At 71.5% G+C, this 15,769-nt stretch carries 8 protein-coding genes; 3 read left to right on the top strand and 5 right to left on the bottom strand.

Going from position 1 to position 15,769, the window contains the following annotated elements:
* Window positions 1-17: 17 nt before the first annotated feature.
* The 4 genes from FGX59_RS07315 to FGX59_RS07300 form a co-directional block, all read right to left on the bottom strand.
* Complete coding sequence (locus FGX59_RS07315) at window positions 18-5,123, bottom strand: FG-GAP-like repeat-containing protein (protein WP_138465873.1); 5,106 nt, start codon at window positions 5,121-5,123, stop codon at window positions 18-20.
* A 1,019-nt stretch (window positions 5,124-6,142) separates the two neighbouring features.
* Window positions 6,143-8,122 carry a phosphatase PAP2 family protein gene (locus FGX59_RS07310; protein WP_138465872.1) on the bottom strand — a complete coding sequence of 660 codons (1,980 nt, stop codon included), beginning with the start codon at window positions 8,120-8,122 and terminating at the stop codon, window positions 6,143-6,145.
* A gap of 526 nt (window positions 8,123-8,648) precedes the next feature.
* The gene (locus tag FGX59_RS07305) at window positions 8,649-8,861 is read right to left on the bottom strand and encodes a hypothetical protein (protein ID WP_138465871.1); all 213 of its coding nucleotides are present in this window, start codon (window positions 8,859-8,861) and stop codon (window positions 8,649-8,651) included.
* On the bottom strand, window positions 8,858-9,610 hold the full coding sequence (locus FGX59_RS07300) for a COG4280 domain-containing protein (protein ID WP_138465870.1): 753 nt from the start codon (window positions 9,608-9,610) through the stop codon (window positions 8,858-8,860). Before FGX59_RS07300 ends, FGX59_RS07305 begins: the two co-directional genes overlap by 4 nt.
* Window positions 9,611-9,710: 100 nt before the next feature.
* Between FGX59_RS07300 and FGX59_RS07295 the strand changes: the two genes are divergently transcribed.
* Window positions 9,711-10,568: a MurR/RpiR family transcriptional regulator gene (locus FGX59_RS07295; protein WP_171060549.1), complete on the top strand. Its 858-nt coding sequence runs from the start codon at window positions 9,711-9,713 to the stop codon at window positions 10,566-10,568.
* A gap of 7 nt (window positions 10,569-10,575) precedes the next feature.
* On the opposite strand, the gene FGX59_RS07290 is transcribed toward FGX59_RS07295, so the two are convergent.
* The gene (locus tag FGX59_RS07290) at window positions 10,576-12,378 is read right to left on the bottom strand and encodes an amidohydrolase (protein ID WP_138465868.1); all 1,803 of its coding nucleotides are present in this window, start codon (window positions 12,376-12,378) and stop codon (window positions 10,576-10,578) included.
* Window positions 12,379-12,859: 481 nt separating this feature from the next.
* On the opposite strand from FGX59_RS07290, the gene FGX59_RS07285 reads away from it, so the two are divergent.
* Together FGX59_RS07285 and FGX59_RS07280 are read left to right on the top strand one after the other, a co-directional pair.
* Entirely contained in the window at window positions 12,860-14,281 is a 1,422-nt protein-coding gene (locus FGX59_RS07285; protein WP_138465867.1) for a glycerate kinase, read from the top strand.
* A gap of 25 nt (window positions 14,282-14,306) precedes the next feature.
* Window positions 14,307-15,647 carry an aspartate aminotransferase family protein gene (locus FGX59_RS07280; protein WP_240722300.1) on the top strand — a complete coding sequence of 447 codons (1,341 nt, stop codon included), beginning with the start codon at window positions 14,307-14,309 and terminating at the stop codon, window positions 15,645-15,647.
* The last annotated feature ends 122 nt before the right edge of the window (window positions 15,648-15,769 follow it).

Raw genomic sequence — 15,769 nt, 5'->3', positions numbered from 1 at the left:
CGCCCGCGCTGCCGGGGCTAGCCGAGGTCGAAGTCGTAGAGATTTGCGGTATTGAGATTGTCGTCGTCCCAGGCGCCCTTCTCCTGGCGGATCAGGTCGGCATCGCCGTCGCCGTCATAGTCGCCGGAGATCAGGTTGGTCAGGTGCTGCGGCGTGGCGATGTCGAAGCTCGCCTCATGGGCGAAGCCCGGCACCAGCGCCTGCGCGAGATAGACGTCCAGCGCGCGCTCGCCGTCCTGCACCAGGATGTCGTCGCGCCCGTCGCCGTCGAAATCGTCAACGGTCAGGGTCGTGTCGCCGCCGCGGAACGGATTGCCGGACTGGCCGGTCAGCGCGCCCAGATCGCCCAGCAGCTCGAAATCGCCGCCGCCCGTGGCCAGGTAGATCTCGGTGGTGAACTGCCCGTCGCCGCCCGCCGCCTTGTCCTGCCGCAGAAGGTCGTCCAGCCCGTCGCCGTTGAAATCCCCGGCGATCAGCAGCGTCTCGTCGCCCTTGAACGGATCGCCCGATTGCCCGGTGGCGGCGTTCAGGTTGGCATGGAGCGCGAAGCCGCCATCCGCCGTCGACAGGTAGACCTGCGCGGTGTTGGCGTCGTCATCGTCCCAGGCGCCCTTCTCCTGCTTGATCAGGTCGTCGCGCCCGTCGCCGTCGAAATCGCCGACGATGATGTTGGTCAGGTCGCCCTTGAAGACATCGCTGCGCCCGGCCAGCTGGTTCACGTGTCCGGCCCGCTCGAAGCTGCCGCCGCCGGTCGCCAGGTAGAGCTCGGCCGTGTTCTTGCTGTCGTTGTCCCAGCTGCCCTTTTCCTGGCGGATGAAGTCGTCGAGCCCGTCGCCATTGAAATCGCCGACCAGCAGATCGGTCAGGTCGCCGCGGAACCGTCCGGAATTCATCCCGGAATTCTGGTAGAGCAGCCCGTCGAAGGCGAAATCGCCGTCGCCCTGCGACAGGAACACCTTGGCCGGGGCATCGCCGGTGCTGCTCTGCACGATGTAGTCGTCCTTCCCGTCGCCGTCGAAATCGCCCGAGACGATCTTCGTCCGGTCGCCCTTCAGCCCCGAGAGCAGGCTCTGCAGCCCGAAGAAGCCGCCGCCCGCACCGGAAAGATCGGCCGCCTTCTCCAGCGTCAGCGCGCCGCCGCTGCTGCGGGCGATGAGCCCGGGGATCTCGCCGAAGCCGGCCGACCCCTCGCCATAGGCGCTGTCGAAGGAGAGGACCGGGCCGGCCTGGCTGGCGTCATAGGCCTCGGTGAAGAAGGACTCGATGACCACGGTGGCGGTGCCGCTGGCCACCACCAGATCCGTCCCGCCCGCGACCGAGAAGGAGAGATCCGCCGTCGGCAGGTTCGTCAGGTCGAAGCGGAACGTGTCGCCCAGGGTCTGCGTGCCGAAATCGGTGACCCCGTCCTCGAGGCTGAAATCCACCAGCGAGACGGTCGTGTCCGCGTCGAGCGACATGTCGAAGAGGAAGCGGTCCGCCCCCTCGGCGCCGATCAGGACATTGCTGCCCGCGCCGCCGTCGAGCACGTCGTCGCCGTCGCCGCCGAAAAGCAGGTCGGCGAAGGCGCTGCCGATGATGCCCTCGCTCTCGGCGGTGCCGCGGATCGCGTAGCCGATCTGCTGCCCGCCTTCGGTGGCGGTGGCGGCGAGGCCCGAGGCGTCATAGGTGATGATCCCCTCGTAGTCGCCGACCGTGCTGCGGTCGAGGATCGCGCGGGCAGCGTCGCGGAACTCGCCCAGGTCGAGATTGCCGCCAAGCGCCGCTGCCTCCTCGCCATAGACGACGTCGATCATGCCCTGCAGGTCCCAGGTCACGTTCTCGATCCCGGCGAAGGCGAGGATCGAGGTCATCGCCCAGCCGTCTTCGGACAGAAGGTTGGCGATGGTGGCGACCGCGATGTCCTCGCCCAGTTCCGAGGCCAGCTCCGCGGGCATCAGCGCGTCCATCAGTTCGGGGTCGTCCTCCAGGATCTGCCCCGCCACGAGGTAGTGCGCGCCGAGCTTGAAGAGCGTCTCGCCCCAGGCGCCGTTCAGGAGGATCGTGTCATGGCCCGCGCCGCCGTCGATCTCCACCGTCTCGGGCAGGTCGGTGTCGGTCTCGCCCACGGTCGAGAAGCCCCGCGCCGGCAGGAAGGTGTCGTCGCCCTCGCCGCCCAGGGCGGCATGGCCCTGGCCGAGCTTGATGAAGTCGTCGCCCTCGAGCCCGGCGAGCAGCAGCGCCTTGTTGTAGTTGGCGACCAGGATCACGTCATCCTGCTGGCTGCCCGCCAGCATCTCGATGTCCTTGAGCTCGTCATGGAGCGTCGTGATCTCGCCGACCTCGCTGACCGTGATGTAGCTGTACTCGATCCGCTCGGTTTCCTTGCCGCGCTTCACCTCGGTCGTGCCGATGGCGCCCTCGAGGATGGTCGTGTCCGCGTCGAGCATCTTGCGGACCACCAGATTGCCCGCGCCGTTCGTGGTGACGCGCAGCCCCTCCGCCAGATGGGTGAGGTTGGCATAGGTGACGGAGTCCTGCCCTTCGCCGCCGTCGATATTCGGCCTGCCGCGGGTCGCCGCCGAGGTGCCCGAGGTCTCGGTCATCAGGAACATGTCGTCCCCGGCATTGCCCTCGATCTTCATCGGGACCTCTTCCAGCGCGGCATTCCGGGCCTCGCGGGCCTGAGTGACGACATTGCGCAGGTCGAAGGTCGTGCTGTCGCCGCCGTCGATCAGCGTCCAGCCCGAGAGATCCTCGATCTTCAGCGTGGTCTCGTAGGAATGCTTGCCGGTCTTGTCGCGGTCGAGCTCCTCGTCGCCCGAGGCCGCCATCGGCGTGATGAATTGCAGCAGCGTCTGCTTGCCGGTCGCCTCCTCCGCCGCGTCGCCGAGCAGGATCGTGCCCTTCTCGATCAGGATCTCCTCGCGGTCCCAGTCGCCGGTGCCGAGGTCGCCTTCCTCCAGATGGCCGGCGAAATGCGCCTGGGTCTTGCCCATCTCGCCGCCGATCCCAGCGAGCCCGGCCAGCTCCAGGTCGCTCGCCGTCATCTGCACCGAGCCAAGCGCCGAGACGCTGTCGAAGCCGCTCTCGATCAGCGCCTGGGCCTCGGCGAAGAAGTCGTCGAGCTCGCGGTCGCTCTGGAAGTCGAAGCTCTGGTCGAAGAACCCCTCGACGCCGCCGTCGAAGTCGCGGATCTTGTCGGCGATATTCTCCGCCGCCTTGTTCAGCGCGGCCTGCTTGGTCGCCGCCAGGATGCCCTGAAGGCCGGCCGTGATCCCGGCAATGGCCAGCGCGACCGGCGCGCCGACCCCGGTGGCCGCCGCCGCGGTCGCGCCGACGCCGCCGGACACGCCGACCGCCGTTTCGGCGACATAGAAGCCGACATCGATATTGCGGAAGGTCTCCAGCAGCTGTCCAAGATAGTCGGCGCTGGTCTCGTAGGCGGCGCTCTCGATATCGGCCTTGTCGCGGACATCGTCGAGATGGTCATTGGCCTGCGAGAAGGACGCCCATTGCAGCGGGTTCACCGCCGAGGCGAGCGAGGCCATCACCCCCAGCACCGGCACCGCCGAGGACACGGTCGTTCCCGCCATCGCCGCGTAGCTGGTGAGCGCGCCGATCGCCAGGCCCATCGCCAGGTTGGCGCCCTGCACCACGGCCTCGCCGATATAGTAGCCCTCCATCCCCTCCGGCGCGTCCTTCAGGTCGATGATCGACTGCGCGAAGGTGGCGATCTGCGGGCCGACGCCCACCACGCCCGAGAAGGCGCCCGCGCCGGCCTGGAAGTTCTTGGCCGCGTCCCGGTACTTCTCCACCGCCGCGAAGAGATCGGCCAGATCGGCCGCCATCGACATGCCCCCGGCGACATAGCCCGTCGTCGTGGCGGTGTCGCCGACGCCGCTGGCCACCATGCCGGAGATCGAGGAGCCGAGCGACAGGAGCTTGTAGCTGCCCTCGCCGAGCGCCACGGTCCGGGAGGCCGCCTTGAAATCCTCCGCCGTGCCGTCCAGCGCCTGGCCCAGATCGGTGTATTCGTCGATTGCCAGCCTGCGGTTGTCTAGATCGGCCTGCGTGTCGGCAATGCCCTGGTTGAGCACGTCGATTTCGCCCTGCAGCGCCGCCTTCTCCCGGTCGAGCGCCGCCGACGCTGCCGCGACCGGGATATCACCCCCGGTCAGCGCCGCCTTGCGGGCCTCCAGCTCGGCGATCTCCGCCTCCTTGGCCTCGATCAGCGCGGTCTGCGCGCGCATCTCCTCTTCGAGCCCGGGGCGGTCCGCCGCAAGCTCCTCCTGCATGCGGGCCAGATCCTCCGCCAGCGACTCCGCCAGCGCCTTCAGCCCGGTCTTGTAGTCGGGATACTTGGTCTCGCCGTCCGCCTCGACAGGCTGCGTGGTCAGCGATCCGCCGACCGGATCGGCCGTGACCCCGGCGAGGAAGGCGTTGATCGTCCCGCGCAGCCCCGCATCCTGGATCTCGAGCGCCGAGAGCGCGTCGAAGCTCTTCTGCGCCAGCCCCTCGGCCAGGCCGACATCGAAGATCATCTTGGCCTGGGTGGCGGTCTTCAGCGCGTCGAGCGCGAAGGTGGCGATCTGGGCGCCCTGCCCGTCGCCCTCGGCAAAGAGCGAGTCCGAGGAACCGATCTGGCGGCCGAGATTCTTCGCATTGTCGATGACCGAGAGCGTGTAGGCCATCTCCTTGCGGAAGACGTCGACCTGGGATTTCTTCGCGGCCGCATCCGTCCATGTCTCGGGCCGCTCCGGGGCGGAGAGCGCCTTCATGACCACGCTGCTGTTGTTGAAGACCTTGTCCATCGCCGAGACCATGGCGGCGGCGCGGGCCTTGTAGGACAGGTCTGCCTCCTCTCCGATCGCGCCCGTGTCGGGCCCGAAGATGGTGCCTGCGATCTCGGCCATCTGCTGCTGCAGCGTCTCGCCCACCGCGGCCTGCAGCTCGACGAGGCTCGCGGCCCCCGCGCCGGGGGCCGAGACGCGTTCGCCCAACATGGCGAGCTGGCTTTCCAGCAAGTCGCGGTCGAAGCTGCCGGGGTCGAGATCGAGCCCGTCGAGGGTCTCGAGAATGCCGGCGAGATGCGCGCTCCAGTCCTGCGGAGCCGCGTCGGTCGGGGGGGTTGCGTCTTCGGTCATGTCGGGTGCCTCGTCCTTTGGGATGGGGCTCGCGCAGGGACGTCCGGGCGAGCGACAACCGTTGGTCGCCGCAGCTCGGCAAGAGGTTCATTCTTTTCCCGAACTTTCCTCCGGCGCCCGCCGGGGACAGGCCCGCACGGCGCCGCAGGGCGAGCCGGAACCGCACGGGGCGGCGCAGGCCCCCGAGGCAGGAAGAGCGGCCCGGCGCGTTGCCGGTGCCGCTCTTCCCATTTTCAAGATACTGAAATCATTAAGCAAAAACTTGGAAAAATTGGTGACCGCCGTTTCCGGCGGCCACCGGCTTTCACAAAAGAAATCGCGGGCCCCCTCCAGCCCCGGCCGGGACCGGCTACCGGAGGAGGGTTCGAAATTGAGCCCCGCTACCTTGTTTATCCGTCTTATCCGGAGGTCTGCGGAGCATTGCCCCGCTTCGTCCGTGAAGGTCTTGGTCAATCAATGTGTTAAACTTGTAGCCCCGAGGCACCTTCACATTGAAGGCCCGCGAAGGGGTGAACCGACCGGCAAGACGGATCGATTTCCTACTCCTTCGGGTAGCTTGCCGCGCCCGATGCGCGCCGCCTGCCCCCTTGCGTGGTCAGGGGCATAGGTAGAATCGCCTAGGCCGGTGCCCGGGCCTCCGACACGCGGCAGACGCCCGGAGCGCAGGCCCCTCCGGCCGGCTTCCGGGGCAACCACCTTTGGTGGAGTGATTTCGACAGCAGTTCGCGTTTTTGGAGTTCGCCGGGATCCGGTGGGAACGCCGATGGCTCCCACGCGAAACACGCCGGACGGGCCTCTTGGAGCCCGCTCTTCCGGCTCCCCGTCCCGCTCGCGGTTCCGAGCCAGCGCGGTGCGATCTTCTTCAGCCTGACGGGCACCCGTCGCCCGCGGACCGGCATCGGGCCCTTCGCGATATGCCTCGGCCTGCCGGCGCCGCTGCCTGCCGGGACCAGAGCGGCAGAGCGCGGCCCGGAGGAACCGGGCGCGCGCGCCGCCGCCCCCCCCCCGGGAGGCGGGGCTCAGGGCGCCGCCGCGCCAGAGAAGCGCAGGAGCAGCGGGCCGCCGCCGGGCGCCGCAGGCTCTGGCTGGAGGCCGTCCGCCTTCAGGAGCGCCAGCGCCGCGGCCTCGGCCCGGGCCGGCGCCGCCCCGTCATGGCGGCCCTCCGCGGCGAAGGCCCAGGCCACGACCGGCGCGCCTTCCGGCGCCTGCCCCGCCAGCCACAGCCGCAGGAGCCCGCCCGGCGCGGGCGCGCGCAGGGTCGCCCCGGCCGGCTGCGCATCGAGAAAGGCCAGCGGCGCCGTCGCCCCGGGACGCGGCGCATCGGCGAAATCCTGGCGCAGGGCGGCGAGGCCCGAGGCCAGCCCGGGCGGCGGCACCCGGCTCCAGCCCCCGGCCTCCAGCCGGGCCGCAATCGCCTCGATCCCCGCCCCGGAGGAGAGGAGGCCCACCCCCGGCAGGGCATCGCCCGCCAGCGTCACCACCCCGAGCGGCAGCCCGCCCTGCGCCGCCTGCGCGAGATCGGCGATGGGGGCGGGATGCGCAGCATCGCGCGCGACCGGCTCGGGGTGATGGCGCACGGCGATCCAGAGCGCCGCCGCCAGGCAGGCCCCGGCCGCCGCCAGCCCGGCAAACGGCCGCGGCCGCGCCGCCCGCCCCGGTCCCGGACGCAGCGCCTCGGCGATGGCGAAGCCGATCACCATCCAGATCGCGCCGATCACCCAGCCGTTCAGCACGTCGGAGAGGAAATGCTCCACCAGGTAGATCCGCGTCATCCCCAGCGCGGCGGCCATGCCGACCCCGGACCAGATCGCCAGGGTCGGGCCGATCAGCCGCTCGCGCCACAGCAGCAGCGCCAGGCTGCCATAGAGCGCCACCGAGATCGCGGCATGGCCGGAGGGGAAGCTGTGCGAGGTCTCGAGGAAATAGGAGATCTCCGGCCGTGCCCGCCCGAAGGCGAGCTTCAGCAGCGTCACCGTCACCGCATTGCCCGCCACCGCCGCGGCCAGCCCGATCGCCGCCGCGCGGCGCCCGGCCAGCGCGAAGCCCAGTACCCCGGCCAGCGCCGCGAGCGCCGCCACCGGCACATGGCCTGCCTGCGTCACCCAGCCTGCCAGCGACAGCCCGGCCGGCGTCCAGTAGGCATGGGCCAGGTTCGAGACCCGCGCATCGAGCGCCGCCGTGTCGGGCACCAGCGCGAGATCCAGCGCGCCGTCGACGAAGACCCCGGCGAGATAGAGGAGCAGGAGCACGATCCCCGTGGCCAGGAGCCCGCCGCCATGGGACGGGTCGAGCCTGCGGTGCAGGAAGGCGGTGCTGCGCGGATGGCGCGCGACCAGCCTTGCGGCGGGCGGCCAGGCCGCCAGGCGCTGGCGCAGCACCGAGAGCCCGGCCCTCAGCGCGGGCGCGCCGCGGCGCGCCTGCCGCGCCACGATCCAGGTCACGAGGACAAGCGCCGCCAGGACGCCCAGGGGCAGCGCCAGCCGCGGCAGATAGGGGGCGATCCGCGCCAGCAGGTCGCCTGCCGCATAGCCCGCGGCGACATGGACCAGCGCATAGACGATGCCGCTGACGATGTTCCACAGGTGGAAGCGCCGCCGCTCCATCCCCGAGAGCGCCGCGGCCAGGGCCGCGAGGCTGGCCACCGGCCCGAGGAACCGCCCCAGGACCAGCGCCAGCGGGCCGCGGGTCCGCACCAGCTCCTGCGCGCGGCGGAAGGCGCGGCTCTCGGGCAGCTTCACCCGGCTGCCGAGCCAGCGCCCGGTCAGCCAGCTTGCCTCGCCGCCGAGGATCGCGCCGACCGCCACGAACCAGGCCAGATCGAGGAAATCGAGATGGCCGAGCCGCACCAGCGCGCCGCCGGCATCGACGATCACCGTGCCCGGCACGATCACCCCGGTGACCCACCAGCCCTCCAGCATCGCGGCCAGGCCGATGATCCAGTAGGACCAGACCCCCAGCGAGTCGAGGGCCGGGAGGAGATGGGAGAGGAAGGCATGCATCTGGGATAGGTCCGGTCTGGCGTGTCGTCTGGCAGGGGGCGGGCAGGCCGCATCGTCAGGGTCTGGCCCGGGATCTGTGTCCCGGTCCGGCCTTTTGCCACGCGGAACCGCCGCGCGGCAGTCACGATATCGGCAAGTGCCATCGGCCCCGGCAGCCAATCAGCCCGCGCCGGGCCGCGGCGTCAAGAGCCCGGGCGCCCGATCCGCCGACGCGATGACGCCCGTCTGCGCAGCGTCCGGCGCGATCTGCCGGTCTGGCTCCTCCCGCGGCCCGCCACTTCCGCGCCTGCCCCGGCCGCCAAGGGGGGCTGTCCCTGCGGCCCGTGATGGCCGTCCGCGCCGAGGCGGTCCCGAGCGGCTGCGGGACATCCGTCCGCGCCCAGGCCGAAAATCGCTCGCCTCCGGGGCGGCTTTCGCGGCAGCCGGACTTCTTTGCCCTGACCGCTCGCGATCCTTTCCCCGGGGCCGGCAGAGCCGTGCCCTCGGCCCTCTCCGCGATGTCCGGGCTGGTCGGGCTGGTGCTCCGTCAACGGCGGCGGCGGGCCTCGCGCAGCACCGCCTCGGCCAGGACGCCGAGACAGAGGAGCACCAGCGCAGCCCCGCCCGCGAGCGGCGGCAGGAGGCCGGTGCCGAGCCCCGCCCCCGCCAGCGCCACCCCCGCCAGCGTCGCCAGGGTCAGCCGCAGATCGGCGACGAACATCTTCAAGAGCTCCCGCAGGACATCGCCGAGAAGCGTCATGCCGCGCTCCCTTCCGCCTGGGCGCGCGCCAGCCGCGCCAGGCCGAGCCCCGCCGCCAGGAAGAGCGCCGCAAGCGGGACCAGCGCCAGATCGCCGCCGGGCCAGTCCGCGCCGAGACCCTCGCCCGTCCAGAACACCCCGAAGGCGGAGAGCATCACGCCGACGCCGAATTTCAGCGCGTTCTCCGGCACCCGCGCCAGCGGGCGGCGCAGGAGGAACCCGGCCGCCAGGACCAGGAGGCAGGCGCCGAGCGCACCGAGCGCCGCCTCGCGCAGCAGCCCCTTGCCCGCGCCCACCGCGACGACGATGAAGGCGACCTCCAGCCCTTCGAGAAGCACCGCCTTGAAGGCGGCGATCCCGGCGATCCATTCGAGCGTGCGGGCCCCGCCTGCCTGCCGCCCGAGCGCCGCGGTCTCCTGCGCGAAGGCCGCCTCCTCGTCATGCAGCGCCAGGATGCCGGCGGCGCGCAGCACCGCCTTGCGCAGCCAGCCCATGCCGAAGAGCAGAAGGAGCACGCCGACGGCAACCTGCAGGAGCCGGATCGGGACCAGCTGCAGCGAGGGCCCGAGCAGCGCCACGACCGCCGCCAGAAGCGCCAGCGCCGCGCCGGTCCCCGCCAGGGCCGGACGCCAGCCACGGGTGAGCGCGACGGCCAGAACGATGGTGAAGGCCTCCACCACCTCGACGACCGAGGCCAGGAAGGCGGCCGCGACGGCCGGGAAGAGGACAGTCCAGAAATCAGCCGGCATGGGGCATCCCCGCACTTGTAATGATTGCGACTCGACTGTAGTCATTACTACATCACGGGACGGCACAGCGCAACGGCCGCCCCGGAAGGGGGCTCCGCCGATGACCGATGACAGCTTTCCCGCCCGGCTCGCCGCGCTGCGCGACCGGCTTTCCCCGGCCGAGGCGCGCGTGGCCGGCTGGCTGGCGGAGAACCGCGAGACGATGCTTTTCGCCCCGGCCGCCGAGATCGCCCGCGGCGCTGCCACCAGCGACGCGACGGTGGTGCGCACGGCGCGCAAGCTCGGCTATGGCGGGCTCGAGGCGCTGCGCCGCGCCATGGCGGCCGAGCTGCGCCGCGACCTGACGCTGGCGGACCGGATGGCGCGCGACCTGGCGGACGTTCCGCGGGAAAACGCGCTCGCCGTCTCGACCGCAGCGCTGCGCGAGGCGCTGGCGGCGATCGACGCGCTTGGCGCAGAGGATATCCGCCGGGCCACCGAGGCGATGGCGGCGGCGCGGCGCATCCATGTCTTCGGCATCGGCCCGTCTGGCTTCATCGCGGGGTATTTCGCCGCCCAGCTGGCGCGGCTCGGGCTGGACGCGCGGGCCGTCACCCGCACCGGGCTGCAATTCGCCGACGATCTGGTCGGGATCGGCACCGGCGACATGGTCGTCGCGCTGGCCTATGACCGCGCCTATCCCGAAATCCGCGCGCTTTTCGACCGGGCCGAAGAGCTGGAGCTGGCCTCGGTCCTCGTCACCGCGCAGGGGCCCGTCCTGCCCGACAGCCGCGCGGGACTGGTGCTGCGCGTGCCGCGCGGCCGGCCCGGCGGGGTCGGGCTGCATGCCGGGACGGTGGCGCTGCTCGAGGGGCTGCTGATGGTGCTTTCCGCCGCCGATCCCGACCGCGCGCGCGCCGCGCTCGAGGCGGTCAATGCCTGGCGGAGCGCCCTGGCGGGCGGCGGCATGGAGCTCTGAGCCCCGGTCAGGGACGGCCCAGCCCCTCGGCCATGGCATGCAGAAGCCGGTCCGCCGTTTCCGGATCGGTTGCCAGCGGCAGGCGCAGCCCGCCCTTCTGCACGCCCTCGCTGCGCTCGTAGACCAGCCTGCCGTCCTTGATCGTCGCCATCACCCGCAGCTGGTCCAGCGTCTCGGGATCGACCGCGGTCGGATCGCCCGAGAGCAGGACGAAATCCGCGCGCTTGCCGACCGCGATGCTGCCCTTGCTGTCTTCCTCGAACTGCTGCCAGGCGGGCCAGATCGTCATCGCCCTGAGCGCGGTCATCACGTCGACCCGCTGCGCCGGGCCGAGGATGTCGCCCGAGCGGGTGCGCCGGGTGACGGTCGCGTCGAGGATGCGCATGCTGTCGGGGAAGGCCACCGGCGCGTCATGGTGGCTGCCGAACATCATGCCGCGCTGGCGCACCCAGCCGGTGGGCGAGATGTTCTCGGCATTGACCGGTCCGACGGTATGCTCGCGGTGCCAGTCGCCCCAGTAGAAGGTGTGCATCGGGAAGAGCGAGGGGAAGACGCCCAGCCGCTGGTAGCTGTCGACCTGGTCCTCGCGCAGGAACTGGCCGTGGATCAGCACCGGGCGGTTGCCCGGATCGCCGTATTCCGCCTGCGCCGCCCCGAGCGCCGCGATCAGCATGTCCGAGGCGCCCTCGCCATTGGCATGGGTGATCACCTGGATGCCGCGGGCATAGCACCAGTCCACCGCCTCCTGCACCTGCGCCATGGTCACCGCCGAATAGCCCGCATAGCCCGGCGAGTAGTCGCCCACCGGATCGTAATAGGGCCGGTCGCGCAGCGCGGTGAAGCCCTGGGGCGAGCCGTCGATGGTCAGCTTGCAGCCGCCGGTGCGCACATGGCCGTCATAGGTCTTCGAGACCGTCGCCTCGATGAAGTCCTTCGCCTCCAGCACGTCGGGATAGGCGATCACGTCGACCGGCAGGCGGCCTGCGGCATCCACCGCCCGCAGCGCCTCGACCACCCCGGCCGAGGACCGCCCGTCCTGCGCCGTGGTATAGCCGTAGCTCGCCCAGAGCTGCCCGCCCGCCTCGGCGAAGGCGGCGATCCCGTCCGGGCCGAGCGACGCCAGGAGCGGGACGATCGCGGTGAAGAAGGCATATTCCTCGAGCACGCCATTGGGTGCGCCATCCGCGGCCCGGCGGATCACGCCGCCATCGGGATCGGGAGTGCCGGCGCCGATCCCGGCCAGCTCCAGCGCCTTCGAATTGGCGACGCCCAGATGGCCCGACTGGTGGACGATCATCACCGGCAGATCGGCCGAGACCGCGTCGAGCTCCTCCCGCAGCGGGTGGCGCAGCTCGGCGAGCTGGGCATTGTCGTAGCCGAAGCCGATGATCATCTTCACCTCGCTGACGATCGCGGCATTCTCCGCCGCCCAGGCGCGCAGCGTTTCCTGCAGGCTGGCGATGTCGGTGACGCGGCCATCGGGCGGCGCCAGCAGATTGGCCGAGAGCGCCTGCAGCCCGCCCATCACCACATGGCCGTGGCTGTCGACGAAACCCGGCAGCATGGTGCGTCCGCCGAGATCGAAGACCTCCGTCGCCTCGCCCTGCAGATCGACCATGGCGGCGAGCGGCCCGACCGCGATGATCCGGCCGTCCCGGACCGCGACGGCCTCGGCCCTGGGCTGCGCCTCCACGATGGTCAGGATCGGGCCGCCGGCATAGATCGTGTCCGCGGCCTCCTGTCCCTGCGCCGCCGCAGCGGCGGATATGGCGGTGCCGAGCAGAACGGCACGGCGGAACCTGGCAGTCATGGCGATTTCCCTCCTCCGCGGGGACGCACCCCGGCCCTTGCGCAAGAGGCTACACGACAGACCCGCCGCCGCGAAGCGGCCTTTGGCGCGGCGGCCTCCCGGAACGGTCCGGTGCAACTCGCGGAGCCGCGCGGCGGCGAACCGCGACGCCGGGGCGCGCCCGATGTCCCCGCCCTTGTGCCGGGCGCTTGCCCGGGCGGCGGCATGCCCGGGAACGCGCGGGCCGCGGGCCAATCCCGGTCCCGTCCGGCCTCCCCAGTGCAATGCAGCACCCGGTGGAGGCCGCGGTGCCGGCCAAGCGCCGCGCGGCATCGCCACAGCCGGCCGGAAGCCGTTTGACAAAGCCGGATTGCCGATTGACAATTGTCGCCAATCGAGACGGGACCTATTCTGGAACTGGTCGCCGGAGGCGGACAGTGGCAGACAGGCAGGCAGCGGAGAGGGCGATGCAGGCACGGATGACAGCAGAGGGGCGCGCGGCATGAGCGTGGCAGCCCTGCAGAGCCAGGGCGCCGGCGTGCCGGGCTATTTCCGCAACCGGGACATCCTGGCCGGAGCCGGCGAGGCCGGACTGCGGCGCCAGCTGCTCGACATTGCCGAAGCCGGGCTCGCCGCGGCCGATCCGGGCAGCGCCGCGCAGGCGGCGATTGCGCTAGAGCCCGGCGGGCTCAGGCTCGGGGCGCGGCTCCACCCGCTTCCCGCCGAGCGGCAGGTCTTCGTCATCGGCGCGGGCAAGGCGAGCCTGCCCATCGCCACGGTGCTCGACCGGGTGCTCGGCGCGCGGATCACCGGCGGGCTCGTCACCGTCAAGCGCGGCGCGGCCGCCCCCCTGCCCCATATCCGCGTGATCGAGGCCGACCATCCGCTGCCCAGCGACGCGTCCCTCGAGGCGGCGCGGCAGACCCGGGCGCTGCTGTCGCGCGTCGGGCCCGGCGATCTGGTGCTGGCCTGCTTCACCGGCGGCTCCTCGGCGCTGTTCTGCGACCCGGTGCCGGGGCTGGCGCTCGCCGATCTTGCCGCGGCCTCGCGCATCCTGCTCGGCTGCGGCGCGGGCATCGTCGAGATCAACGCCGTCCGGAAGCACATCAGCACGGTCAAGGGCGGACGTCTGGCGCGCAGCCTGCCCGCAGGCGCCACGCTGGCGAACCTGACCGTCTCGGACGTGATCGGCGACCGGCTCGACTGCATCACCTGCCCGACCGTGCCCGACGGGTCGCGCTTCGCCGATGCCGCCGCGGTGCTCGGCCGCTACGGGCTGCGCGACCGGCTGCCGCCTGCGGTCATCGCCCATATCGACCGCGCCGATCCCGCCGAGGAAACCGCCACGGCGGCGGATCTGGCGCATCTCGAGCTGCAGACCGAGCTTCTCGTCACCGCCGATGCCGCCTGCCTCGGCGCCGCGGAAGCCGCCCGGGCGCAGGGGATCGCGCCCCTGATCCTGTCGACCGCCTTCGAGGGCGAGAGCACCGCGCTGGCGCGCGCGCTTTCGGCCATCGCCCGCGAGATCCGGGACCACGGACGGCCCGCCAAAGCGCCCTGCCTGCTTGTCGCGGGCGGCGAGACCACCGTGCTGCTCGGCCCGCTGACCGGCGCGCAGGCTGCGGGCGGGCCCAACCAGGAATTCGCCGTCCAGGCGGCGCTGGAGATCGACGGGCTCGACGGCATCGCCGCGCTGGCCATGGACAGCGACGGCACCGACGGGCCGACGCCCTTTGCGGGCGGCCTTGCCGATGGCGCCAGCGCCGCCGCCTTCCGCGCCGCCGGACTGGATGCCGCCTCGGCGCTGGCCCGCCACGATGTCGCGCCGCTCCTCGAGGCGACGGGCCATGCGCTTGTCACCGGCCACACCGGCACCAATGTCAACGACCTCAAACTGCTGCTGATCGCACCCTCCGAAAGCTGACCCGATGAAAGACCAGGATCCCGCCATGACGCCCCGCCACGTGCCCACCATGGTCAACGGCTTCGACCCGGCGAAGACCGCCGGGCTGGAGCCCCGCATCCGCCAGGCGGTGGAGCGCCGCGCAAAGCTGCTGGGCCCGGCCTACCGGCTGATGTATGCCGAGCCGGTGGAGATCGCCCGCGGCGAGGGCTCGAAGCTCTTTGACAGCGAGGGGCGCGACTATCTCGACGCCTATAACAACGTCCCCTCGGTCGGCCATGCCCATCCGCGCGTGGTCGAGGCGGTCAGCCGCCAGATGGCGTTGCTGTGCACCCATACGCGCTATGTCGGCGACGGGATCCTGGATTTCGCCGAGGCCGTGCTGCCGAGCTTCGGCGGCGGCATCGAGCACTTGATGTTCACCTGCACCGGCTCGGAGGCCAACGACCTGGCGCTGCGGCTGGCCTGCCACCACACCGGCAAGCGGGGGGTGATCATCACCTCCGAGGCCTATCACGGCAATTCCTTCATGACCGCGGGCTTCTCGCCCTCGCTCGGGCCGCGCTCGCCGCTGGGGACCTGGGTGCGCCGGGTGCCGGCGCCGGACAGCTACCGGATGGATCCCGCCGGGATGGGCGCCCGGATGGCCGCCGAGGTGCAGGCCCAGATCGACGACCTGGAGCGCCATGGCGACGGGCTGGCCGCCTTCTATGCCGACAGCGTCTTCTCCTCGGACGGGATCTATTCCGACCCGGTCGGGCTGCTGGCGCCGGTGGCCGAAGTGGTGCGCCGCGCGGGCGGGGTCTTCATCGCCGACGAGGTGCAGTCGGGCTTCGGCCGCACCGGCGAGGCGCTCTGGGGCTTCCAGCGCCACGGCATCGCGCCCGACATCGTCACCATGGGCAAGCCGATGGGCAACGGCTTTCCGGTCGCCGCGGTGGCGCTGCGGCCCGAACTGGTCGAGCGTTTCGGCCGCGAGATGCGCTATTTCAACACCTTCGGCGGCAACAACGTCGCGATCGCGGCGGCGCAGGCGGTCTGGGACGTGCTGCACGAGGAGGAGCTGCAGGCCAATGCCGCGCGGGTGGGCCGTCATCTGCGCGCCGGACTGCGCGAGCTGATGGCCCGCCACGAGGGCATCGGCGACGTCCGCGGCACCGGGCTCTATACCGGGGTCGAGTTCGTCAAGAACCGCGAGACGAAGGCGCCGGACGGCGATCTGGCCCTGGCGGCGGTGGCCGGGCTGCGCGCGCGGCGCGTCCTGATCTCGGCGACCGGCTTCCATTCGAACACGCTGAAGATCCGCCCGCCGCTGTGCTTCTCCACCGCGGATGCCGACCGCCTGGTGACCGAGCTGGGCGCCACGCTCGACGCGCTCGGCGCCTGACGGCGCGGCCCGTTGCGGACCGGCGCGCGCCCAGGACGGCGGCGCCGGCCCGCGAAAGGCCGGACTGCAAGTTTTAATCCTCAAGAAAGCGTTTCCGTTGCCGGGAGTTACCCCGGAATCCG

It is taken from the genome of Poseidonocella sp. HB161398 (genome assembly GCF_005870025.1).
GTDB lineage: Bacteria > Pseudomonadota > Alphaproteobacteria > Rhodobacterales > Rhodobacteraceae > Mangrovicoccus.
The sequence above is the reverse complement of the archived record's forward strand: the minus strand, read 5'-3'. Positions and strand labels throughout refer to the sequence as shown.

Bases quoted from the DNA above. Each gene is read 5' to 3' on its own strand.
- FGX59_RS07290 (WP_138465868.1), bottom strand. From the start codon at position 12,378: ATGACTGCCAGGTTCCGCCGTGCCGTTCTGCTCGGCACCGCCATATCC.
- FGX59_RS07285 (WP_138465867.1), top strand. From the start codon at position 12,860: ATGAGCGTGGCAGCCCTGCAGAGCCAGGGCGCCGGCGTGCCGGGCTAT.
- FGX59_RS07315 (WP_138465873.1), bottom strand. From the start codon at position 5,123: ATGACCGAAGACGCAACCCCCCCGACCGACGCGGCTCCGCAGGACTGG.
- FGX59_RS07295 (WP_171060549.1), top strand. From the start codon at position 9,711: ATGACCGATGACAGCTTTCCCGCCCGGCTCGCCGCGCTGCGCGACCGG.
- FGX59_RS07300 (WP_138465870.1), bottom strand. From the start codon at position 9,610: ATGCCGGCTGATTTCTGGACTGTCCTCTTCCCGGCCGTCGCGGCCGCC.
- FGX59_RS07310 (WP_138465872.1), bottom strand. From the start codon at position 8,122: ATGCATGCCTTCCTCTCCCATCTCCTCCCGGCCCTCGACTCGCTGGGG.
- FGX59_RS07305 (WP_138465871.1), bottom strand. From the start codon at position 8,861: ATGACGCTTCTCGGCGATGTCCTGCGGGAGCTCTTGAAGATGTTCGTC.
- FGX59_RS07280 (WP_240722300.1), top strand. From the start codon at position 14,307: ATGACGCCCCGCCACGTGCCCACCATGGTCAACGGCTTCGACCCGGCG.